Here is a 21,158-nt window from a genome sequence, read left to right on the forward strand (position 1 = left end):
GGGTTAAGACACAAGGGAAGAGCCCACATTGGCTGACGAAAACGATATCGGAACCGAAATCAACCGTGTCGAACAGGTTGATCTCAATCTGGAGATGCAGAGGTCGTACCTCGATTACGCGATGAGCGTGATCGTCGGCCGTGCCTTGCCGGATGTCCGCGATGGACTCAAGCCCGTCCACCGGCGCGTGCTGTACGCGATGTTCGACGGCGGCTACCGCCCGGACCGCAACTTCTCGAAGTGCTCACGCGTCGTCGGCGACGTCATGGGCCAGTACCACCCGCACGGCGACTCTGCGATCTACGATGCGATGGTCCGCCTCGTGCAGCCGTGGACGATGCGCTATCCGCTCGTCGCCGGACAGGGCAACTTCGGGTCACCAGGAGATGACGGTGCTGCCGCTCCTCGTTACACCGAGTGCAAGATGGCTCCTCTGGCTCTTGAGATGGTCAGGGACATCGAAGAGGGCACTGTCGATTTCCAGGACAACTACGACGGTAGGAACCAAGAGCCGACGGTTCTGCCCTCGCGGTTCCCGAACCTGCTGGTCAACGGGTCCTCTGGTATCGCCGTGGGTATGGCCACGAACATTCCGCCGCACAATCTTCGTGAGGTCGCTGCCGGAGCTCAGTGGCTTCTCGCCCACCCCGAAGTCAGCAAGGAAGAGGCGCTGGAGGCGCTGCTCGGCATCGTCAAGGGCCCCGACTTCCCGATGGCCGCGACGATCCTGGGCCGCAAGGGCATCGAGGACATGTATCGCACCGGCCGCGGTTCGATCACGCAGCGCGCCGTCGTCGAGGTTGAGGAGATCCAGGGACGCACCTGCTTGGTCGTCACGGAGCTGCCGCATATGGTCAACCCCGACACCTTGGCAGCGAAGATCGCCTCCTACGTCAAGGACGGCAAGGTCGCCGGCATCGCAGACCTCCGTGACGAGTCATCGGGACGCACCGGACAGCGTCTGGTCATCGTGCTCAAGCGCGATGCGGTGGCGAAGGTCGTACTCAATAACCTCTACAAGCACACCTCGCTGCAGGAGAACTTCTCTGCGAACATGCTGGCGATTGTCGACAGCGTACCGCGCACCCTCAGCCTGGACTCGTTCTTGCGCCTGTGGGTCAAGCACCAGATCGAAGTCATCGTCCGGCGCACCGAATTCCGTCTGCGCAAGGCCGAGGAGCGCGCGCATATCCTGCGCGGCTACCTCAAGGCACTCGATGCCCTCGACGAGGTCATTGCTCTGATCCGTCGTTCACCTTCATCAGACGAAGCTCGCACAGGTCTGATGGAGCTCCTCGAAGTCGATGAGATTCAGGCCAACGCCATTCTCGATCTGCAGCTGCGCCGCCTCGCCGCCCTGGAACGTCTGAAGATTCAGGAAGAGGCCGAGAAGATCGAACAGCAGATCGCTGAGTTCAAATACATCCTCGCGACTCCCGCCCGCCAGCGTGAGATCGTCTCGGAAGAACTCGATGAGATCGTCGATCGCTACGGTGACGACCGCCGAACCAAGATCCTGGCCGGATTCGACGGAGATGTGTCGATGGAAGACCTGATTCCTGAGGAAGAGGTCGTCGTCACCATCACCCGCGGCGGATATGCCAAGCGCACCCAGAACCACCTGTACCGGGCACAGCACCGGGGTGGAAAGGGCATCAAGGGTGCAAACCTGCGCGGCGACGATGTCGTCGAGCAGTTCTTCGTCACATCCACACACAACTGGCTGCTCTTCTTCACAAACACCGGTCGCGTGTACCGGGCCAAGGCCTACGAGCTCCCAGAAGGATCACGGGATGCCAAGGGCCAGCACGTGGCGAACCTGCTTGCTCTGCAGCCGGGTGAGACGATCGCCAAGGTGCTCTCCATCCGAGATTACGAAGAGGCTGACTTCCTCATCCTGGCCACGATGTCCGGTGTCGTGAAGAAGACCCGTCTGAGTGAGTACGACTCGAACCGCACGGGCGGCGTCATCGCGATCAACCTCCGTGAGTACAAGGGTCAGCCGGATGAGCTGGTCTCGGCACGGATCGTCAGCTCCGAGGACCATCTCCTGATGATCTCCCGCAAGGGAATGTCGATCCGGTTCGCAGCCGACGACGACTCGATTCGCCCACTGGGACGGGTCACCGGTGGTGTGACAGGAATGAAGTTCAAGGGTGATGACGAGCTGCTGACCATGGATGTCATCCAGCCCGACACCTTCGTCTTCGTCGTGACAGAGGGCGGCTATGCGAAGCGGACTCCGGTCGACGAATACCGTCTGCAGGGCCGCGGCGGCCTGGGAATTCGGGTTGCCAAGATCACCGAGCAGCGCGGAGACTTGGTGGGTGGACTGATCGTCGATGAGGGAGAAGAAGTCCTCGTCGTCATGGAGCGCGGTAAGATCGTTCGGTCGAATATCGATGAAGTTCCGGCTAAGGGACGCAACACGATGGGTGTGGTGTTCGCGAAACCGGGCAAGAATGATCGTATTATCGCAGTAACGCGTGGACCCGAGACCGTGGTCGAAGAACTTGACGAAGAAGCTGAGGAACCGGAGGGTGAGGACGTAGAGCCTCAGACCGGCAGCGAGGATGTGGAAGAGTGAGCGACAACAAACAGCCAGGCTCAGGCAAGATCATACGCACGTCCAGTGGTTCCACCCGCTTGACGGCAGATTCGTCGAAGAACGGGAAGAAGGCTGACCCTTCGGCCAGCCCCGGAAACTCGGCAGGTTCGGGCAGCTCCGGGAATTCGGGCAAGTCATCCGATAAGACCCGGGTGGTGGCTCCTCCTGCCCCCAAAGCCTCGCCGAAGCCCAACCGGGCTCCTTCTGCCGGGCAGTCCTCAGGAGGTTCGGCTGCGGCTGGACAGCCTTCGTCTGGAACTGCCGCAGGCGGCTCCGCGCCGTCGAGCCAGGCAACCGGGTCACAGAAGGCCTCGTCCGGAAGTGGTCCTGCCACCTCGGCGATGGGATCAGCGGCCAACACCATTCGCGCCAGCTCCGGCAGCGTGAAAATGGGCGTCAAGAACATGGTCGACAGCGGCAAGGGCAATAAGAAGAAGAAGGGTCCGCGTACGGTTCGCCTCACCGTGTCGGCGGTCGACCCATGGTCGGTCATGAAGATGTCGTTCCTCATGTCCGTGGCCATCGGCATCGCCACCATCGTGGCTTTCGTCGTGCTCTGGATCGTCCTTCAGGCCACCGGCGTCATGAGCGGTCTGGAAACGACGATATCCGAAGTTGCGGGCGCGGAATCAGCTGAGAAGATCGTCGGGATCTTCGGGTTCGGCCGAGTCGTGGCAGCCGGCTTCATCATCGCAGTCATCAACATCGTGCTGATGACTGCCCTGTCGACTTTGGCTGCGTTCATCTACAACATCGGATCCCTCATCGCGGGTGGATTCCATCTGACGCTGACCGACGACTGAGAACCGACGACTGAGAGTTGCAGTACCCCGCTTAGGCTCTCATCTGCCCCTCCCTGACTCCAGAAGCCGACGCCGGCTCGGAATCCCAACTCGGAAATTCCGAGCCGCTGTCAGGCGGTTCTGGACAGATCTCAGAGTATGATGAGGTCATGTGAGGCGAGTCACTGTCAGCCGATTTGTGTTGGAATGAGCCGTTGGGTATCGTTTTACTTCGGGTTCACCCCCTGAAAAGGGCCTATAGCTCAGGCGGTTAGAGCGCTTCGCTGATAACGAAGAGGTCCCTGGTTCAAGTCCAGGTAGGCCCACATCCTTTCGAGGAGGATCATGAAGAAATGGATTCTCAGCAGTCTCACTCTGGTGGGGCTCGGTGCATTCTTCGGGTGGCGGCACAAGAATCAAAGTGCCCAAGCCGAATGGTCCGAACACACCGATTCGGTGTGAAGGTGAATCCCTTATGGGGGGGTATGGCGCAATTGGTAGCGCACCTGCTTTGCAAGCAGGGGGTTAGGGGTTCGAGTCCCCTTACCTCCACCATCGAACGAAGGCTTCGAACCATTGTGGTTCGGAGCCTTCGTTGTATCTCTGCGGCGACGACGGAACCTTTACCTTCCGTATTGCTCTCACCCCTATGTAGGCAGACGAGGGTCAGTGATCAAAGGGACAATGATCAGAATGGAGCCGGAAGCCATTTCCATTCTGTTCGGATGCCGGCCCTGCCGAGTTCGATCCGTCCGTTTGCCCATAGCAGCGTGAACTGGATCGTTGCCGAGTTCGACCTCGGGAAACAGGCGCTTGAGTACCTTGGCAGTGAGTTCCACGTCCGGCCGAAAATCCAGCCCCAGCCCGTCAATCGCATCCCAGGTATGCGTCGATCTCACGGTCTTAGATATGGAGGGTCCGGTCGCCTCTGTCGTTCTGCTGACAGACAACAAGGACCACAAGAGAGTTGTATCACGATACTGTCAGATTGAGGTTTTCCCCACCGACAATTCGGAGCCGACGGAATAAGCTGGAGTGTATCCTCGTTGACCCCTTTGTCTGCACGCACAGTTGGCGGCTGTGAGCAGTTTCCCGCCCAGTCCGGGCGATGACAGAACCTTTGATCGGAGCACCCCTTTGTCCAGCGACACCTCCCACTCACGTGCGAATGACGCACAGGCTGAATCCATCGATCCTGCCGGAATGCGGGTGATCTGGCTGCTCCTGGTGGCCGCCTTCGTCGCGATCCTCAACGAAACGACGATGGCCATTGCAATCCCAGAGCTCAACGCTTCGCTCGGGATCCCGCCGGAGCTCGGCCAGTGGCTGACCAGTGCGTTCATGCTCACCATGGCCGTCGTCATTCCGACGACCGGATTCCTCTTGCAGCGCTTCACCACCCGCCAGATCTTCCTGGCAGCGATGATTCTGTTCTCCACGGGCACCCTGATCTGCCTCGTGGCTCCCGGATTCTCCGTCCTGCTCGTCGGACGCGTCGTCCAGGCAGCGGGCACGGGCATCATGATGCCCCTGCTGATGACGACCATGATGAATGTCGTCCCAGCGCACTCGCGCGGTCGCATGATGGGCCGAGTCGGCCTCGTCATCTCACTCGCACCCGCAATCGGTCCGACGATGTCGGGCATCGTGCTCGACTCTCTGGGCTGGCGCTGGCTGTTCGCCATCGTCCTGCCGATCGCGCTCATTGCACTCGGCCTCGGCGCGAAGTGGATGACGAACCTGGGTGAGAGCACCCACACACCGATCGACTACGTCTCCGTCGTTCTCTCCGTCTTCGCCTTCGGCGGAATCGTCTTCGGCCTCAGCCAGTTCGGCGGAGGACATGGCGACGCGGGAGGAAGTTCTTCAACCGGCTTCGCCTGGACTGCGATCGCCGCCGGACTCGTCTTCCTGGCCCTGTTCGCCTGGAGACAGCTGATACTGCAGAAGGAAGATCGGGCGCTGCTCGACCTGCGCGTCTTCTCCGCGAAGAACTATGTCATCGCGGTCATCATCATGGCCGTCGTCGCACTGGCTATGTTCGGCACCTTCTCCCTCCTTCCGCTGTACCTGCAGAACGTTGCCGGGCTCAACGCCACTCAGTCCGGTCTCGTCCTGCTGCCGGGATCGATCCTCATGGGCGTCCTTGCTCCCGTCATGGGCCGCATCTACGACGCACGAGGCCCCAGGACCCTGCTGGTGCCGGGATCGATCATGATCGCTGCAGCGATGTTCGCGTACTCCATGGTCGGCGCGGGTACTCCGACCTGGGTCCTCGTCGTCATCCAGACCGTGATGTCGTTGGGACTGGCCGGGTCGTTCACACCCCTGTTCTCCGCCTCCCTGGGGTCGCTCGAGCGCAAGCTGTACTCGCATGGATCCGCTGCGCTCAACACCATGCAGCAGGTGGCAGGAGCGGCCGGAACCGCGCTTCTCATCTCGATCTACTCCTCCGCCCTGCACTCGGGCGAGGCCGCAGGACGCTCCGTTGCGGAGTCGGGTGCGCCAGGAGCGCACAATGCGTTCCTGCTGGCCGCAATCATCGCTCTGGTGCCCGTGGTGCTCTCGTTCTTCATCAAGAAGCCTGAAGACCAGGACGAGGCCCACGCCGAGGTGGTCGACTCAGCTGCGGAAACGTTAGCCGAATGATGTGATCTGAGGTTCGATGCGGCCCAGGTGGCTGGCCCTGAGGGGTCAGCCACCTGGGCCGCATCGCTTTGCGGACCGAGGCAGGGTCAGGCGGACTGCCCGGACTGCGCGGTCACATTCGATGCGGTCACAGTCTGTGGCTCCCCGGCTGCTGATTGCTGCCCGGCATCCGCCGCGGTTGAACTGCGACGCAGCTCTCCGCCCCGGCTGAAACCGGCGNCTGCCCGGCATCCGCCGCGGTTGAACTGCGACGCAGCTCTCCGCCCCGGCTGAAACCGGCGATGACGAGAACGACGAGGCCGACGGCTGTGACCAGAGACCCTGCCCACAGCGGAGATGCGTAGCCGAGGCCGGCGGCGATGGTGATTCCGCCGATCCAGGCACCGAAGGCGTTGCCCACGTTGAAGGCCGCGATGTTGGCTCCCGATCCCAGCGTCTGAGCCTCTTTGGAGTGACGCATGATGCGCATCTGCATTGCCGGGACTGTGGCGAAGCCGAAAGCGCCCATGAATACCAGTGCGATGATCGTCGCGATCTGGCTTCCGGCGACCTGGGAGAACACAGCCAGGATGATGACGAGTCCGATGAGCAGGGTGATCAGCGTGGCCCCGAGGCTCTTGTCTGCGGCCCGTCCCCCGAGGAAGTTGCCGATGAACAGTCCGACTCCGAAGAGGACGAGAAGCCAGGGCACCGATGAGCTGGCAAATCCCGAGACCCCCGTCAACGTGAATGCCATATAGCTGAAGGCGCCGAACATTCCCCCGTAGCCGAGGACCGTGATGAGAATCGATGCCCATACCTGCCCGGACCGGAAGATGCGGAACTCGCCGAGGATGCTGCCGGTGCCGCGCGCCTGTGCAGCGGTCGCCGGGATGAGAAGGACGATGCCGACGAGCGCGATGACCCCGATGATGGAGATCACCCAGAATGTCGATCGCCAGCCGGCGGCCTGACCGAGGAAGGTGCCCAGAGGTACGCCGAGAACGTTGGCGCTGGTGAGACCGGCGAACATCATTGAAATCGCAGCTGCTTGGCGATTTGGTGCCACGAGGCCGGCGGCGACGACGGAGCCGATTCCGAAGAAGGCACCGTGGCAGAGTGCGGCGACGATTCGACCGATCATCATCATGTCGTAGCTCGGTGCGAGAGCGGAGAGGACATTGCCGATGATGAACAGAACCATGAGCACGACGAGTGCGACCTTGCGGTTGACGCGGGTCAGAGCCACAGTTATGAGGATGGCGCCGACGGCGACAGCGAGGGCATATCCCGAGATCAGATAGCCGGCGACGGTCTCGGAGACCCCGAAGTCGGCGGACACCTCGGGCAGCAGTCCCATGATGACGAACTCCGTGAGTCCGATTCCGAACCCGCCGATGGCGAGAGCGAGAAGTGCGAGTGGCATGGTGTGTAACTCCCTTCGCGCCAAGATGGCGGACCACCTCGGCGCGTGTGCAATAGAAGGCGTATGCAGTAGTTGCAAACGCAACGGTATAAATACTTGCACACGCGTTCTATCCGCGCAAGTGGTGTATTCTGTGATGAAGACGATCCGAAGGAGAGACACATGGGCATCAGAGATGACGCAGTCGAGATCCGGTCTCGTGGCTGGCGTACTCTTGCTGCTCTGCACGCATTGATCGAGGCCGAGCTGGAGCGCTCTCTGCAGCGCGAGCATCAGCTTTCGGTCGTCGAATATACTGTCCTGGACGCACTCAGCCGGCAGGACGGCTGGCACATGCGGATGCGGCAGCTGGCCCGTGCGGCAGCCCTGTCGAGCAGCGCCACGACGCGTCTTGTCACCCGTCTTGAGGATCGCGGACTTCTGACAAGGATCCTCTGCGATGACGACCGTCGGGGAATCTACACCGAACTCACCGAGTCCGGATGGAAACTGTTCGCCGCCGCCCGCCCGACGCATGATCGGGTTCTCGAAGCGGCGCTGGCCGATGCCGTAGAAGTGCCGGAGCTGGAGCCTTTGGTCACTGCTCTGCACTCCGAGGTGGCCCAGGCTTAGGCTGCTCCGTGCGCGGACATCCTGGCCGATGAGAGTCGGCACTGTGGTCACGTCGGGCGTGCGGGAGTAGTGTGTCCGACACAGTTCGGAATCAGGAGAGGCTCATGGACACTCAGATCCTTCCCGCCACAGCAGAGCGCTTCGATGACGTGGAGACGATGCTCGGACCCAAACGCGGCCCCGATGCCATCGCCTGCTGGTGTCTGACCTATCGGCTCGGCGGCAGAGCGTCCTCCAGGCTCGATGCTGTCGACAGGAGGGACGCCGTCTACGATCTGTGCTCCCAGTCGCCATCACCGGGGATTCTGGCCTATCTCGAGGATGAGGTCGTCGGGTGGTCTTCGGTGGCACCTCGCTCACAGGTTGCAGAACTGGCCGATCCCAAGAAATATCCGAGAGTCGATGATGTCGAACCCTGGTCGATCTTCTGTCTGCGTACACGCGGAGGGAAGCGACGGCAAGGAATCGGACAGCAGATTCTCCGGGGAGCAATCGATTTCTCCTGGGCCAACGGCGCCGAGGTGATCGAAGGCTACCCGCTCGACACCACGGAGAAATTGGCACCGATCTTCACCTATCCCGGTCTGCGGTCGATGTTCGAGAAGGAAGGATTCACGAAGGTCGCCGACACCGATTCCGAGGTGGGAGGCGCGAGGCGCGTAGTGATGCGGCTGGAGTCCGCGTGAGCAGCAGAACCCTCGTTCTTGCGTCCGATTGCGCAGTCAGCGTCTGAGCGGGTAATATCGGCCTGTACTCCGGGGGTATGGCGCAATTGGTAGCGCACCTGCTTTGCAAGCAGGGGGTTAGGGGTTCGAGTCCCCTTACCTCCACTCGAGAAGCTATTGAGACAGCACTCGTAAAAGAAGATCCCGCCGACAGCGATATGGACGCTGTCGGCGGGATCTTTGTCTGTACTCTTATCCGTGTGTCTGAGCCGAAGACCAAGGCCTGGAGCTCAGGCCTTGGTCTCTCAGTTTCAGGCGTGAACGCGGATCAGGTGCTCATTCGTGAAGGCCTGGAAAGCCCACTGAGCGTTCTCGCGACCGTAGCCTGAGCGGTTGATGCCGCCGAACGGGTACTCCGGTCCCGATTCCATGTGTCCGTTGATGAGAGTCATTCCTGCGTTGATCTTGGCGCCGAATTCCTCTCCCTTTTCGAGGTCATCGGTCCACACCGAGCTCATGAGCCCGTATTCGGTGTCATTGGCCAGACGCAGCGCATCCTCTTCGTCCTTGGCCCGGTAGATCATGACCGCGGGACCGAAGAGCTCATTGCAGCCGAGGTCCGACTTCGGGTCGATGTCGGAGATGACTGCCGGCGACATGAACCAACCAGGGCGGTCGAGCTTCTTGCCACCGGTGTGCAGAGTGGCACCATCGGACACAGCCTTGTCGATCATGGCGACGATCTCATCAAGTGCACCCTCGGAGGAGACAGGGCCCATGCCGACATCCGGGTCGTCGAAGGTCGAGACCTTCGTCGCCTCGGCGGCCTTGACGGCCTCGGCGAGGAACTCGTCATAGAGATCATCGACGACGATCATGCGCTTCGGCGAGGTGCAGACCTGACCGGCGTTCGCCAGACGCAGGCCCACGAGCTTCTTGGCCACAGCCGGCACGTCCTTCGAATCGAGGACGACAGCGGGGTCGTTGCCGCCGAGCTCGAGGACGGCGCGCTTGTAGTACTTCGCAGCGATGGAGGCCACGGAGGCACCTGCTCCCTCGGAGCCCGTGAGGGAGAAGCCTTTGACGCGGAAGTCCTTGAGGACCTCCTCGGCGTGGGAGCTGTCGAGGTAGATGTTCTGGTACACGCCCTTGGGCAGACCCGCCTCGGTGAGGAGATCTTCGAAGTACTGCGAGGACTTCGGGCAGATCGAGGCCTGCTTCATGATGATCGCGTTGCCGACCATGAGGTTGGGCAGCACGAAGCGGGCGATCTGGTTATAGGGGAAGTTCCACGGCATGATGCCCAGCAGAACGCCCAGCGGCTGGTGGCGGACGTAGCTGCTGGCCGCACCCGCTGCTGCGAGGTGTGTGGGTGCCAGGTGGGTGGCGGCGTTGTCGGCCATCCACCGTGCCGTGCGAGCAACCTTGTCCACCTCGCCGAGGCCCTGCTTCTTGACCTTGCCCATCTCGCGGCCGATGATGTCGGTCATCTCGTCGGCATTGGCATCGACGAGGTCGGCGAACTTCCGGAGGATCGTCGCGCGCTCATGGAGCGGCGTCTCCTTCCACGAAAGGTGAGCCTCGTGGGCACGATCGATGTAACCGGGGATCTCTTCCTTCGTGACGGAAGCGAACTCTTCCTCAACCTCACCGGTGTTGGCGTTTGTCACTGCGAACTTGCTCATAGGACGTCCTCTCGTGAATAGATTCACCTAAGTATGACAACACGCGGAATGGCCCGGCAATTCCCTCTCCATCGTGAGACAAGAGGGCAATCGGGTCGAACTGTGGGGACCCGTCTTCGCATGAAACGGGTGTGGCTCAGTCCTCGGTCGACGATGTCACCTGAGCAGCCGCCTCGGCGGGGACGATTGTCCTCTCACGTGCCTGACGATTGCGTCTGACCGCGAATGACAGGGCGGCAGCGACAGCGCACATCACGGCCCCGCCCCACCAGGCATAGGTGTATTCGCCGAAGACATCGCGGATGACACCGGCGCCGAAGGCTGCAGCCGCGGCGCCGAGCTGGTGCGCTGCGAAGACCCAGCCGAAGACGATCGTGCCTCGATCGCCGAAGACCTCACGACACAGCGCCGAGGTGGGCGGAACGGTCGCGACCCAGTCGAGGCCGTAGATGACGATGAAGAGCACCATGGACGGATGCACGATGTCCGAGAGCAGCCAGGGCAGGAGCAGGAGTCCGACGCCGCGGAAGGTGTAGTAGGTGAGCAGAAGGATGCGCGGGTCGAATTTGTCGGTCAGCCACCCGGAGAACACGGTTCCGGCGATATCGAAGATCCCGACGACCGCAAGCAGGCCCGCCGCTGTGGTCGTCGGCATGCCGTGGTCGTGTGCGGACGGGATGAAGTGAATGCCGATGAGACCGTTGGTCGTCGCCCCGCAGATGGCGAACGCAATGGCCAGAGCCCAGAACGATCGATGTCGAGCAGCGAAGGCCAGGCCGGCGAAGGCGCGCTTGGCGGCTCCGCCTGTAGGCCGCTCGTCGGGCATATAGGTCTCGGGATCGGCGCCATAGGGCAGGACACCGCGGTCCTCTGGACGGTCGCGGAGGACGAACCACACGACCGGCACGGCCACGAGAGCCGCTGCCGCGATGAGCAGAGAAGCCGGACGCCACCCCGTCGACTCCGCGATCGCGGCGACAGGAGGCAGGAAGATCAGCTGGCCGGTGGCCGAGCCGGCGGTGAGTATGCCCATGACCAGTCCTCGGCGGCGGATGAACCACCGATTGGCGATGGTTGCGGCGAAGACCATGGCCATCGACCCAGTACCCAGCCCGATGAGCAGCCCCCAGAAGACGAGCAGCTGCCACGAGGCGGTCATGATCACGCTGCCCCCGGCGCCCGCTGCGACGAGGATGAGAGCAAGCGCCACGATCTGGCGGATTCCGAAGCGATCCATGAGTGCCGCGGCGAATGGGGCCGTGAGCCCGTAGAGGATGAGATTGACGCTGACTGCCAGGGACATGACGCTCATCGACCAGCCGAAGTCATTGTGGAGCGGGATCATGAGCGCGCCCGGGGCTGCCCGGAAACCTGCCGCGGCGAGCAGTGCGAGGAACGCGACTGCGGCCACCCACCAGGCGGGGTGGATGCGGCGACGCTTGCTCGTCTTGGCGCCAGGGGGACCCACTGGAGTGGTCGACATCGATCCCTCATACTTTCTTGAAAGAAGTTATACTGGAGGCAGTATAACCAGACTTCTCTGAAGAAAGGTAACGCTCATGGCGTTGAGATCCGACTGGTCCGAGGCGCTCTGCCCCGTCGGGCGCTCTCTCGACGTGCTCGGCGATCCCTGGGTGCTGCTCATCGTCCGCGACGTGCTCCACGGACACGGACGCTTCGACACACTGCGCGAGAATCTGCGGATCTCCGAGGCGGTCCTCAGCAGACGTCTGCACTCGATGGTCGAGGCCGGTCTGTTGGAGAGAGTCGACTATCAGGATGGGGCACGCACCCGTCAGGGCTACGCCGCCACTGAGGCCGCGGCCGATCTGCTGCCGATCCTTCAGCAGCTCGTGGTCTGGGGCGAGAAGCACACCACTATGCCGACCGGCGGCGCACACATGCCGATGATCCACGACACCTGCGGGCAGGAGACGACCCAGGGTGAAGTCTGCAGCTCCTGCGGCGAAGTCCTCGTGTCCGAGGCGATGACCTGGGTCAAGCCCTGGAAGGTCGAGAAGGGCGGCGAGGGGCAGGGAGGACAGAAGGGCACCCGTGAGAAGCTCCAGCCCGCGGGGACGCTGGTCTAGACTGATTCAGAAACGCCGAACTGATTCAGAGACGCCGAGGAGCAACGATGCCCCAGCACCGCAGACTGAAGTACTTCGTCGCACTCTCAATCGACGGCTTCATCGCCGGCCCAGATGGCGGCGACCCCAGCGGATGGTGGCCCATCACCGATGACTACATCGACTTCATTCGCACCGAGTATCCCGAAACCCTGCCCGGACCAGCCAGAGACGCGATGGGAATTGCGGGCCCGGGACTCCACTTCGACACAGTCATCGAGGGACGCCGGTCCTTCGAACTCGGCCTGGCCGCAGGACTGCCCGACGCCTACCCTCACCTGCGGCATCTCGTCGTCTCTTCGACGCTCGGGGCCTACCCGGAGTCCGCTGTCGAAATCATCAGCGATGATCCCGTAGGACGGGTCCGCGATCTCAAGGGTGAGCAGGGCAAGGACATCTGGCTCGTCGGCGGCGGAACGCTGGCCTCGAGCCTGCGTTCGGAGATCGATGAGCTCATCATCAAACTCGGTCCTGTCACCCTCGGCACGGGTGTGCCGCTGTGGGGCTCTGAGTGCGACTTCAACACGGAGATCTGGACGAACACCGAGGTGCGAGCGTTTCCGGGCGGAATGACCTTGTTGCGGTTCGAGCGGGCCGGGGACCGCTGACGGACGGTCGTCGGCTGTGCTGACTCAAGACCCGTCCGGGGCGATGTGCACTGTGAATGGTCGAGTAGCTGAGTCATAGGCAGCTGTCGTGCCGGTGGCCGGGACAGCGGCAATTTGTCTGTCGCTGGAGGCGTACTACCGCTTCATGACCGATCGGATTCAGGAGCTGTTCCGGGAATACTGTGAATCGGAGGCGTCAGGCGACAGCGTCTGAGGAATCTTCGGGCGTCGCGACACCGATACGAGGGGTCCAGACCCGTTCGACTCGGATCGCAGCCGCGACGACGACGAGGGAGGCCAGCGCGAGGACGATCGCGACGACGACGGGAGCCTTGAACCCCCATCCGAATGCGATGACTGCGGCGCCGAGGGCAGGCCCGACGGCATTGCCGACGTTGAACGCCGAGGTATTCACGCTGGCCGCCAGGGTCGGCGCCTGTGTGGCGATCTGGAATACCCGGGCATTGAGCGCCCCGGCAATCGAGAAGCCGCTGGCACCGATGAGGACGATCATGACGATCGCCGCCCAGCCGGTATCGGCCACCAGCCACAGAGCGAAGAGACTCAGTGCCAGGGCCGCGAGGCTGCCGATGATGTTGCCGAAGATGTTCCTATCGGCGAAGCGTCCGCCCGCGACGACTCCGATGAAGGCACCGATGCCGAAGGCAGCCAGGACTCCGGGGACCTGGTCGTGGGAGATTCCCGACACCCGGGTGAGCAGCGGCGAGAAATATGAGAATGCGGCGAAGACCGAGGCTTGGAAGAGTGCGGTCGTTGCCAGTGCCAGCCAGATTCGTGGGCCCTTGAACGCTGCGAGCTCGGCCTTGAGGAGAGTGGGCAGGTGCTGGCTTGACCCGGTGTCTTCATGCGCCGGGTTCCGAACTGTGAGCGCGACGAGGACCGCGGCGAGTGCGGTGACGATGGCGACGGCCCAGAAGGTCGCTCGCCATCCGTACTGCGTACCCACCCAGGTGCCCAAGGGCACGCCCACGAGGTTGGCAACTGTCAGCCCGCCGACGAGGCTGGCCAGGGCACGACCATGCACCTCGGCGGGGGCGATGCGCGTCGTATGGACAGCGGCCACTGCCCAGAACCCTCCGCAGGCGATGGCCGCCAGGACGCGGGTGACCATGAGGATCGAATAGCTCGGCGACAGCGCGGCCAAGATGTGCAGTGCGGAGAACGCAATGATCGAGATGATCATCGTGGCCCGACGGGGAAGCTTGAGCGTCAGCAGTGCCATGGCCGGTGCCCCACCGATCATCCCCACCGCGAATCCGGTGATGAGCAAGCCGGCCTGTGGGATGCTGACCTGCAGATCCGCACTGATGGGCTCGAGGATTCCGGCGATCATGAACTCGCTGGTGCCGAGGCAGAAGATCACTGCTGCCAGAAGGTAGACCTGACCTGGGACACGGACTCTTGCCTGAGTCGAAGTCGTCACTGTGCGCTGCCTTCGGTAGAGATGAGATGTCCGGGCGCTTTGCCGTCATATGTGTTGAGTGCCGTGTGGTTGTGAAGCGCTGTGATTCCTTCGGGTGTGCACAGTGCTTCGATGAACGCGCTCGCCTGAGCCTGGACGTTGTCAGCAGGCATGACCCGAGCAGCGATCCTCAATCCGGCGAGGACGCTGTAAATGAGCTCCGCGTGCACTTTCGTGTCGACATCGGGGCGGATGTGGCCCTCGACCTGTCCGCGCTCGAGGACGATGCTGTAAGTCTCCAGCCAGGCCCGGCGGTCGGGATCGAGGATCGTGCACACCGCGTCGACGTCGCGTCCGAGTTCGGCTGCGGTGTTGGCCGACAGGCATCCGATTCGCTTATCGTCCTCGCACTGTTTGGCCAGTTCCCCGCCGAGGCGGTGCATGATGAGCGTCGGAGCCGGTGCTGTTCCTGTGCGCAGCTCCTCACGAAGCGAGGTTCCGGAACCTGTGTATTCGCGCAGTGCCCGCAGGAACAGGGTATCGAGGCTGTCGAAAGTGTTGTAGAAGCTTGAGCGGCCGATGTTCGCACGTTCGCAGACCAGGCCGACGTCGGTGCCGGTGTAACCGTGTTCGCTGAAGACGGCGATGGCGGCCTTGATCACCATCTGCTCGTCGAAGGTCTTCTTCCTGCCCATGGTGCGAGCCTAGAGTATTTTGGACAGTTCTGTCCAATAAACTTTCGGAGCGCGTTCTGGGCTGTTCTGACATCGCTGGACGTTGACAACAGGTGTAGCGTGACGGCAAGGAACGATGGCACCATTTCGCGTGGGATGCCCGAGCGAGCTGTCCGCGGTGAAGAAGGGAACACGTATGAGCCCAGTGAGCAAGGAACGCAGGAAGCAGCTTCGCGATGATGATGCGAACTGGAAGCTCGGAATCTTCTACTTCTGTCCTCGGGACCCTTCGTTCTTAATTCCGAAGCGTGTCGGCATCGGATGGTCGCTCAACTTCGGGAGTCCGTGGTCGCTGCTGTTACTCCTCGTCGTCATCGCGGTACTGGTGTGGGGCGTCTTCTTCTGAAGAAGGGTTCGGGCACCGAAGGCGTCGGGCAGACAGGGTCCAATAGATTCCTGCGCTGCGCCCACGCACTACTTTCTGCGTGATGAGAGCACGCAGAACTCGTTGCCTTCCGGATCGGCCAGGACAACCCAGGGTTCGTCCTCGGTCTGGCCCACATCGGCTCGGTGGGCGCCGAGTGCGAGGAGTCGATCCACTTCGGCGGACTGGTTTTCGGGACGGAAGTCGAGGTGAAGGCGATTCTTCACGGTCTTGGTCTCCGGGTCGACTCCGAAGAGAAGGCCTGGGAGAGAGTGTTCCTCGGCTCTGATCTCCACTTCGTCCTCGTCCTCATAGATGACAATCCATCCGAGAGCCTCCGCCCACCAGTGGCCGAGCACATGCGGATCGTGGGCATCGACGACGAGCTGTTCCCATTCCAGTCCCATGTCCACAGACTAATGTGTCCATAGTCGACTGTGAATGGACCTATGCTGCTTCAGGCACCGACATCCTGCAGGTGGTGCTTGAGTTCGTGAAACCCATAGCGGGTCAGCGAGGTCACCGTGAACCCGCACTCGGCGCACCCGGCCTCGAGTACATCAGCCCAATCCCGTGTGTCCGGTTCGATGCCGCGCTGGACATCGGTATTGGGCTCGGTGCCCTCTGGCTCTGTTTCGCTCACGTCATGTCCCTGTCCGGTTGTGGTGTGGTTCCAGCCGTGTCGCAGCTGCGACTGCCGGAGACTTATTTCCTATCCAGAACTTGTTTGAGCACCGTCGCGTCGCTGATGTCGTCGCGCTTCGAAGCCGTGATGAGGGTCAGTTTGCCCTTCTTCGCGTACTCCTTGAGCTGCTCGAGCGCCGCGGCATGGTAATCGTCCTTGAGCTCGTCGCGGTAGCGCCGCGAGAACTCCTCGAACTTATCGGGATCGTGGGAGTACCACTTGCGCAGATCACTCGAAGGAGCCAGTTCCTTGAGCCAGTCGTCGAGTTCGGCCTTGTCCTTGCTCACTCCGCGTGGCCACATCCGGTCGACGAGGATACGAGTGCCATCGTTGTGAGCCGGGTCGTCGTAGGCCCGCCGAACCTGTACCTGATGCTTCTGCGTCATGAGCGGCCTCCATGCTGTCGTGCTGGCCTCAGTGCTGTCGTCCTGACCCCAGTGTAGAACAGACGAAGTGCGCGGCAAGGGGCACGTTCGCGGTTGTCGAAGACGGATATCTCCCGTTGTCAGAAGGTTGCCGACCGTTGTCACAGGGGGCGTATACTGACCAGTCAAGCACCATTGCGATGGCGCAGTTCACCTCGATGATCATTCTTGCGACCGAGGAGATGACGGCGTGACGGTACAGAACACGGCGCTTCCGAACGGGAGGACCCCGCGGCACATTCTGGGTCCGCCTGCCCCCTTCGCGATCTTCCTCGTCGTCGACGTCCACCCGGGCGCGGAAGCTGAGGTCAAGGACTTCCTCGGTGATGTCAGCGGACTCGTGCGCAGATGTGCTGTTGATGGGTGACGCACCAGCCGACGCACCAGCCGACGCCTCGAACGTGAACAGGCTGTTCCCCGCACCACTGGCGACGGTGACTCTGCCTGAGGCCTTCGCCTTCCCCGAGGATGTCGACCAGTGGGTGCGCGCAGTGTTCGTGGCCTCGGTCGATGGGGCCGGGACCATCGCCGGTCACGCCGGAGGTCTGGGCAATGACATCGACAAGCAGCTGTTCGCCCTCAACCGGGCATCGGCAGATGTCATCCTCGTCGGCGCCGGCACTGCCAGGACCGAGGTCTACGGTCCCGCCGAGGACGATGCGCAATGGCGGCATCTGCGTGAGAACCGCAGCCCCACGGCACCAATGGCGGTGGTCTCACACAGTCTGGATCTCGATTTCTCAGCCTCGCTGTTCACCGAGGCTTCCCGCTCTGCCCGGACCATGCTCATCACCTGCGCAGACGCACCCGCTCAGGCACGTGCACAGGCTGCTGAGGTCGCCGAGGTGATCGTGACCGGTCAATCGTCGGTGGACCTGAGCGCGGCGATCGCTGAACTCCGGTCGCGTGGATTCGCCAGGATCGTGTGCGAGGGCGGACCCCAGCTGTTCACCGACCTGCTGGAGGCAGGAGACGTCGACGAACTGTGTCTGACCCGCAGCCCGACTCTGGTCGCCGGGAACGAGACGAGGATCCTGCGCGGTGCCCAGTTCGATCCGCCGGTCGAACTCGAGCTGAAGACCCTCTACGGCACCGACGACGGATTTCTCTATCTGCTCTACCAACCTGCAGGTCGGTAGAGGCGAGCTGAGACACCACGGGAGCAGCGGACGCTAGTTCAGCTTCACTCTCTTCCGCGCGCTATCGCTGAGGTTGCTCAGCACCACGGTGCGAACCTGCCGGTCGATGTACTGGCCGAGACTGACCTGCGTCTGCTGGAAGTACCAGTGCTTGAGGGCCCACATATGAGCCAGCGTCATGAGGTTGTGTCCGAGCGTACTCGCATCGACCTCGTGCAGGTCACCCTTGTCGGCAGCCTCGGCGACGACATCGATGAGCGGCTGCAGTGTGGCCAGCTCCTGGGACTGGATGGACGCCAGTCCGGCGCGTGAGAGCGACCTGGACGTCTGATAGGTCAGGACGACGGCCTGACGATGATCATCGACGACCTGACAGAACTCGGTGAAAGCCGCAATGATCCGATGCACGGGATCCTCGGTCGCCTCGATCACCGCCGGCACGCGCAGCCGGAAGTCCTCGAGAACCCGGGTGATCGCGGCCAGCACGATCTGCTCCCGATCTGAGAAGTACTTGTACAGCAGTCCGACGCTGACACCGGCAGATTTGGCGATCGCCTGCATCGACACGGCATGTGAGCCCTTCGTCTGCATGAGGCGGACGGCGGCATCGACGATCTGCTTCTCACGGAATTCCGCGCGAGCACCGCGAACTACGGCGTTGACGTCATGAGTCTCACTTGTCATGTCTGCTGACCACTTCCTCCCGCAGCTTGAACTTCTGAATCTTACCGCTCGGGGTCCGCGGGAACTCATCGAGGCACTGCAGGGTCTCCGGCCAATAGTGTTTGGTCACGCCCTTGGAGGCGAAGAATTCGCGCAGGTCATCCATGGTGAACGTGTGGCCTTCTCGCAGTGTGACCACGGCACACGCGATCTCCTGCAGGCGGGGGTGGGGCACCGCCACTATCGCCACTTGGGAGATGGCGGGGTGCTCGTACAAGATGTTCTCGACGTAGGCGACGGGAATGTTCTCTCCACCGCGGATGATGATGTCCTTCGATCGACCGCCGATCTTGATGAAGCCCTCACCGTCCATCTCTGCGATATCGCCGGTGTCCAGCCAGTCGCCGTCGAAGGCTTCGTCGGTGAGCTTCGGTTCGCTGAGATACCCGACGAACAGGAACGGGCCCTTGACCTGCACCTTTCCCTCGGTTCCGGCGGGGACCGGTTCGCCGAGCGGATCGACGATACGCACCTGCATATCGCCGAGCGCACGACCGTCTGTGCTCGTGACCTTGTCATCGGAATCGCCGGGGGCGGTCATGGTGACCAGTCCGCATTCGGTCTGCCCCCAACCGCCGAAGACGTTGAGGTTGGGGAGCAGCTCCTTGGCCTCGTGGACCATGACGCGTGGAATCGGAGCGCCCATGCAGCAGAAGTGTCTGAGACTCGAGAGATCACGATCCGTGGTCTTGGCGGCCTCGATGAGATCGTGCAGGAATGGGGTGGCGCCCGAAGTGTGCTCGATGCCGAACTCTTCGATCAGTCGCGCGAACTCCTCGCCGTTCCAGACATCCTGGAACACACCGCTCCCGCCGATGAGCAGCGGTAGGCAGACTCCGTACATGTACCCGGTGAGATGGCCGAAGGTCGAGGCCATGTGGATGACGGAGCCGTTCCCGAGGCCCAGGCGATCGGGCCAGGGCAGTGACGCGGAGAGCACCGAATTGTGTGTGTGCATGACCCCCTTGGGGTCACCTGTCGTCCCTGAGGTGAAGAGGATCAGACCGACATCATTGGGATCGGGCCTCCGCGTCTCCCAGTCGATGCTCGCCGCTGCCGCGGCCGGTCCTGACGAACCAGCTGACCCCGGTGAGCTTCCCGTGCCGCGATCCAGGAAGTCCGTCCATCGTTCGAAGCCCTCGCGGGAGGTGAATGGATCTTCTCCGGGGGCGTCGAGGACGATCGTATGCCGCAGATCAGGCAGTTTGTCCCTGAGGCGGTCGACCATATCCGGGTAGTCGAATCTGCGGAACCGGTTGGGGACGAAGAGAACCGTGACTGCGGCCTTCTTCGCCATGTATCCGATCTCGCGGTCGCGGTAGATCGGGATGAGACCGTTCGTGACCGCCCCCGCCTTGAGGGCGCCGAGGTGGATGACCAACCATTCGTACCAATTGGGCAGGTGGATGCCCACCACCTCACCCGGTTGCACACCGAGGTCGACGAGGGCTCTGGCACACGCCTCGGCGTCGGCGGAGAGCTGTCGGTATGTGTGGCTTCCATAGGGGTCTCGAGACACGACCGAATCGGGAGTCTCGCTCGTCCAACGGTCCAGATGATCGAGCAGCGTCTTGTTCTTCCAGGCACCTGTCGAGGTGTGCTTGTCGATGAGGGTGTCGGTGAGGATCGTGTCGAATCGGGTTGGCATGTCAGGGCTCCTTTGCGCTGGTCTCGTGCCGGTGGTTGTGGATCGTTGAGGTGAATCGGTGGGAGAGGGTCAGGCCATGGTGAGTCCGCCGGAGACGGAGAGCGTCTGACCCGTGACGTAGGTGGATTCGGGACTGGCGAAGAAGGCGACGGCATTCGCCAGATCGTCGGGCTGTGCCAGGCGGCGCATGGGGATCGCCTTCTCCAGTGCAGTGCGCAGCTTCGGGTTGTCCTCGGAGATCTCAGCGAACAGCGGAGTGTCGGCCGGTCCCGGGCACACGCAGTTGGAGGTGATGTTGTGCCGTGCGACCTCGCGGGCGAAGGTCTTGGAGAAGGAGATGATGCCGCCCTTGGCCGCCGAGTACACGGCCTCACCGCTCGAGCCCACGCGTCCGGCATCGGAGCCGATGCTGATCACAGCCCCGGATTCGGCGGCGATCATGTGGGAGGCGACCGACTGCGTGCAGTTGAGGGTGCCGATCAGGTTGATCGCGATGACTCGGTCCCAGGTCTCGGCTGTCGAGTCCATGAAGGGTTCGACCTTGTCCCAGCCGGCATTGTTGACGAGGACGTCGATGCGGCCGAACGTCTCTATCACCTGGGTGGTCATGGCATCGACCTTGGCCCGATCGGTGACATCGACGGCGACGCCGATGGAATCATTTCCCAGCGCCGAGGCGGTTTCCTGTGACTTCGTCGCGTCGAGGTCGGCGACGACGACGGTGGCTCCGTCTGCGGCCAGGCGGGTGGCGATGCCTTTGCCGATCCCCGAGGCGGCGCCGGTGACGATGATGATGCGATTGTCCAGTGCAGACATGATGTGTGGTCCCTTCGGATGGTGCTCAGATGTGCTGGTCAGCTGCCTTTGTCGAATG

General features: G+C 62.3%; 21 protein-coding genes and 3 tRNA genes. 13 read left to right on the forward strand and 11 right to left on the reverse strand.

The window, feature by feature from the left end:
• Positions 1-28: 28 nt before the first annotated feature.
• The 5 genes from gyrA (at position 29) to FO013_RS11885 (ending at position 6,039) form a co-directional block, all read left to right on the forward strand.
• A complete protein-coding gene (gene gyrA, locus FO013_RS11865) occupies positions 29-2,587 on the forward strand; it encodes a DNA gyrase subunit A (RefSeq protein ID WP_143922748.1) in 2,559 nt (852 codons plus the stop codon).
• Entirely contained in the window at positions 2,584-3,411 is an 828-nt protein-coding gene (locus FO013_RS22860; RefSeq protein WP_260848115.1) for a DUF3566 domain-containing protein, read from the forward strand. Before gyrA ends, FO013_RS22860 begins: the two co-directional genes overlap by 4 nt.
• Positions 3,412-3,642: 231 nt before the next feature.
• A tRNA-Ile gene (locus FO013_RS11875) sits at positions 3,643-3,716 on the forward strand.
• Positions 3,717-3,869: 153 nt separating this feature from the next.
• A tRNA-Ala gene (locus FO013_RS11880) sits at positions 3,870-3,945 on the forward strand.
• A gap of 648 nt (positions 3,946-4,593) precedes the next feature.
• Complete coding sequence (locus FO013_RS11885) at positions 4,594-6,039, forward strand: MDR family MFS transporter (protein WP_143922908.1); 1,446 nt, start codon at positions 4,594-4,596, stop codon at positions 6,037-6,039.
• Between the two features lie 127 nt (positions 6,040-6,166).
• Here FO013_RS11885 and FO013_RS11890 read toward each other — a convergent pair whose 3' ends face one another.
• The gene (locus tag FO013_RS11890; RefSeq protein ID WP_143922749.1) at positions 6,167-7,444 is read right to left on the reverse strand and encodes an MFS transporter; all 1,278 of its coding nucleotides are present in this window, start codon (positions 7,442-7,444) and stop codon (positions 6,167-6,169) included.
• Positions 7,445-7,606: 162 nt separating this feature from the next.
• Between FO013_RS11890 and FO013_RS11895 the strand changes: the two genes are divergently transcribed.
• The 3 genes from FO013_RS11895 (at position 7,607) to FO013_RS11905 (ending at position 8,886) form a co-directional block, all read left to right on the forward strand.
• Positions 7,607-8,056, forward strand: coding sequence for a MarR family winged helix-turn-helix transcriptional regulator (locus tag FO013_RS11895; protein ID WP_143922750.1), 450 nt, complete (start codon positions 7,607-7,609; stop codon positions 8,054-8,056).
• 104 nt (positions 8,057-8,160) lie between these two features.
• Positions 8,161-8,742, forward strand: coding sequence for a GNAT family N-acetyltransferase (locus FO013_RS11900; RefSeq protein ID WP_143922751.1), 582 nt, complete (start codon positions 8,161-8,163; stop codon positions 8,740-8,742).
• Positions 8,743-8,813: 71 nt separating this feature from the next.
• A tRNA-Ala gene (locus FO013_RS11905) sits at positions 8,814-8,886 on the forward strand.
• Between the two features lie 146 nt (positions 8,887-9,032).
• Here FO013_RS11905 and FO013_RS11910 read toward each other — a convergent pair.
• Both FO013_RS11910 and FO013_RS11915 read right to left on the reverse strand, forming a co-directional pair.
• Positions 9,033-10,406 (reverse strand): NAD-dependent succinate-semialdehyde dehydrogenase, encoded by a 1,374-nt coding sequence (locus tag FO013_RS11910; protein ID WP_143922752.1) that lies wholly within the window; start codon positions 10,404-10,406, stop codon positions 9,033-9,035.
• A 136-nt stretch (positions 10,407-10,542) separates the two neighbouring features.
• A complete protein-coding gene (locus tag FO013_RS11915; protein WP_143922753.1) occupies positions 10,543-11,889 on the reverse strand; it encodes an MFS transporter in 1,347 nt (448 codons plus the stop codon).
• A gap of 76 nt (positions 11,890-11,965) precedes the next feature.
• Between FO013_RS11915 and FO013_RS11920 the strand changes: the two genes are divergently transcribed.
• Positions 11,966-12,496, forward strand: a complete 531-nt coding sequence (locus tag FO013_RS11920; protein WP_092105102.1) for a winged helix-turn-helix transcriptional regulator — start codon at positions 11,966-11,968, stop codon at positions 12,494-12,496.
• Between the two features lie 47 nt (positions 12,497-12,543).
• Positions 12,544-13,143 (forward strand): dihydrofolate reductase family protein, encoded by a 600-nt coding sequence (locus tag FO013_RS11925; protein WP_143922754.1) that lies wholly within the window; start codon positions 12,544-12,546, stop codon positions 13,141-13,143.
• A gap of 196 nt (positions 13,144-13,339) precedes the next feature.
• Here FO013_RS11925 and FO013_RS11930 read toward each other — a convergent pair whose 3' ends face one another.
• Positions 13,340-14,587, reverse strand: coding sequence for a Cmx/CmrA family chloramphenicol efflux MFS transporter (locus tag FO013_RS11930; protein WP_260848116.1), 1,248 nt, complete (start codon positions 14,585-14,587; stop codon positions 13,340-13,342).
• On the reverse strand, positions 14,584-15,261 hold the full coding sequence (locus FO013_RS11935) for a TetR/AcrR family transcriptional regulator (protein WP_143922755.1): 678 nt from the start codon (positions 15,259-15,261) through the stop codon (positions 14,584-14,586). The genes FO013_RS11930 and FO013_RS11935 overlap by 4 nt, the downstream gene beginning before the upstream one ends.
• Before the next feature lie 115 nt (positions 15,262-15,376).
• Between FO013_RS11935 and FO013_RS11940 the strand changes: the two genes are divergently transcribed.
• Positions 15,377-15,646 carry a DUF5808 domain-containing protein gene (locus FO013_RS11940; protein WP_260848117.1) on the forward strand — a complete coding sequence of 90 codons (270 nt, stop codon included), beginning with the start codon at positions 15,377-15,379 and terminating at the stop codon, positions 15,644-15,646.
• A gap of 68 nt (positions 15,647-15,714) precedes the next feature.
• Here the strand turns inward: FO013_RS11940 and FO013_RS11945 are convergent, their stop codons facing one another.
• The 3 genes from FO013_RS11945 to FO013_RS11955 form a co-directional block, all read right to left on the reverse strand.
• Positions 15,715-16,071 carry a VOC family protein gene (locus tag FO013_RS11945; RefSeq protein WP_143922756.1) on the reverse strand — a complete coding sequence of 119 codons (357 nt, stop codon included), beginning with the start codon at positions 16,069-16,071 and terminating at the stop codon, positions 15,715-15,717.
• Positions 16,072-16,121: 50 nt separating this feature from the next.
• On the reverse strand, positions 16,122-16,307 hold the full coding sequence (locus tag FO013_RS11950; protein ID WP_143922757.1) for a hypothetical protein: 186 nt from the start codon (positions 16,305-16,307) through the stop codon (positions 16,122-16,124).
• Between the two features lie 62 nt (positions 16,308-16,369).
• On the reverse strand, positions 16,370-16,735 hold the full coding sequence (locus FO013_RS11955) for a DUF488 domain-containing protein (protein ID WP_143922758.1): 366 nt from the start codon (positions 16,733-16,735) through the stop codon (positions 16,370-16,372).
• A gap of 229 nt (positions 16,736-16,964) precedes the next feature.
• Here FO013_RS11955 and FO013_RS11960 point away from each other — a divergent pair, with 229 nt between their 5' ends.
• Positions 16,965-17,141, forward strand: coding sequence for a hypothetical protein (locus FO013_RS11960; RefSeq protein ID WP_186293076.1), 177 nt, complete (start codon positions 16,965-16,967; stop codon positions 17,139-17,141).
• Positions 17,134-17,913 carry a pyrimidine reductase family protein gene (locus FO013_RS11965; protein WP_143922759.1) on the forward strand — a complete coding sequence of 260 codons (780 nt, stop codon included), beginning with the start codon at positions 17,134-17,136 and terminating at the stop codon, positions 17,911-17,913. Before FO013_RS11960 ends, FO013_RS11965 begins: the two co-directional genes overlap by 8 nt.
• A gap of 33 nt (positions 17,914-17,946) precedes the next feature.
• Here the strand turns inward: FO013_RS11965 and FO013_RS11970 are convergent, their stop codons facing one another.
• The 3 genes from FO013_RS11970 to FO013_RS11980 all read right to left on the reverse strand — a co-directional run bounded on the left by FO013_RS11970 (position 17,947) and on the right by FO013_RS11980 (position 21,100).
• Positions 17,947-18,597 (reverse strand): TetR/AcrR family transcriptional regulator, encoded by a 651-nt coding sequence (locus FO013_RS11970; RefSeq protein WP_186293077.1) that lies wholly within the window; start codon positions 18,595-18,597, stop codon positions 17,947-17,949.
• A complete protein-coding gene (locus tag FO013_RS11975; RefSeq protein WP_143922761.1) occupies positions 18,587-20,284 on the reverse strand; it encodes an AMP-binding protein in 1,698 nt (565 codons plus the stop codon). Before FO013_RS11975 ends, FO013_RS11970 begins: the two co-directional genes overlap by 11 nt.
• Positions 20,285-20,353: 69 nt before the next feature.
• The gene (locus FO013_RS11980) at positions 20,354-21,100 is read right to left on the reverse strand and encodes an SDR family NAD(P)-dependent oxidoreductase (protein ID WP_143922762.1); all 747 of its coding nucleotides are present in this window, start codon (positions 21,098-21,100) and stop codon (positions 20,354-20,356) included.
• Positions 21,101-21,158: the final 58 nt, after the last annotated feature.

The sequence above is a fragment of the Brevibacterium aurantiacum genome, assembly GCF_007558825.1.
Taxonomy (GTDB): domain Bacteria; phylum Actinomycetota; class Actinomycetes; order Actinomycetales; family Brevibacteriaceae; genus Brevibacterium; species Brevibacterium aurantiacum_A.

What these genes read in the sequence shown, in the direction of transcription:
- FO013_RS11915 (WP_143922753.1), bottom strand. Translation starts at nt 11,889, where the DNA reads ATGTCGACCACTCCAGTGGGTCCCCCTGGCGCCAAGACGAGCAAGCGT.
- FO013_RS11910 (WP_143922752.1), bottom strand. Translation starts at nt 10,406, where the DNA reads ATGAGCAAGTTCGCAGTGACAAACGCCAACACCGGTGAGGTTGAGGAA.
- FO013_RS11925 (WP_143922754.1), top strand. Translation starts at nt 12,544, where the DNA reads ATGCCCCAGCACCGCAGACTGAAGTACTTCGTCGCACTCTCAATCGAC.
- FO013_RS11955 (WP_143922758.1), bottom strand. Translation starts at nt 16,735, where the DNA reads ATGACGCAGAAGCATCAGGTACAGGTTCGGCGGGCCTACGACGACCCG.
- FO013_RS11895 (WP_143922750.1), top strand. Translation starts at nt 7,607, where the DNA reads ATGGGCATCAGAGATGACGCAGTCGAGATCCGGTCTCGTGGCTGGCGT.
- FO013_RS11900 (WP_143922751.1), top strand. Translation starts at nt 8,161, where the DNA reads ATGGACACTCAGATCCTTCCCGCCACAGCAGAGCGCTTCGATGACGTG.
- FO013_RS11980 (WP_143922762.1), bottom strand. Translation starts at nt 21,100, where the DNA reads ATGTCTGCACTGGACAATCGCATCATCATCGTCACCGGCGCCGCCTCG.
- FO013_RS11965 (WP_143922759.1), top strand. Translation starts at nt 17,134, where the DNA reads ATGGGTGACGCACCAGCCGACGCACCAGCCGACGCCTCGAACGTGAAC.
- FO013_RS11885 (WP_143922908.1), top strand. Translation starts at nt 4,594, where the DNA reads ATGCGGGTGATCTGGCTGCTCCTGGTGGCCGCCTTCGTCGCGATCCTC.
- FO013_RS11940 (WP_260848117.1), top strand. Translation starts at nt 15,377, where the DNA reads ATGGCACCATTTCGCGTGGGATGCCCGAGCGAGCTGTCCGCGGTGAAG.
- FO013_RS11935 (WP_143922755.1), bottom strand. Translation starts at nt 15,261, where the DNA reads ATGGGCAGGAAGAAGACCTTCGACGAGCAGATGGTGATCAAGGCCGCC.
- FO013_RS11975 (WP_143922761.1), bottom strand. Translation starts at nt 20,284, where the DNA reads ATGCCAACCCGATTCGACACGATCCTCACCGACACCCTCATCGACAAG.
- FO013_RS11945 (WP_143922756.1), bottom strand. Translation starts at nt 16,071, where the DNA reads ATGGGACTGGAATGGGAACAGCTCGTCGTCGATGCCCACGATCCGCAT.
- FO013_RS11970 (WP_186293077.1), bottom strand. Translation starts at nt 18,597, where the DNA reads ATGACAAGTGAGACTCATGACGTCAACGCCGTAGTTCGCGGTGCTCGC.
- FO013_RS11920 (WP_092105102.1), top strand. Translation starts at nt 11,966, where the DNA reads ATGGCGTTGAGATCCGACTGGTCCGAGGCGCTCTGCCCCGTCGGGCGC.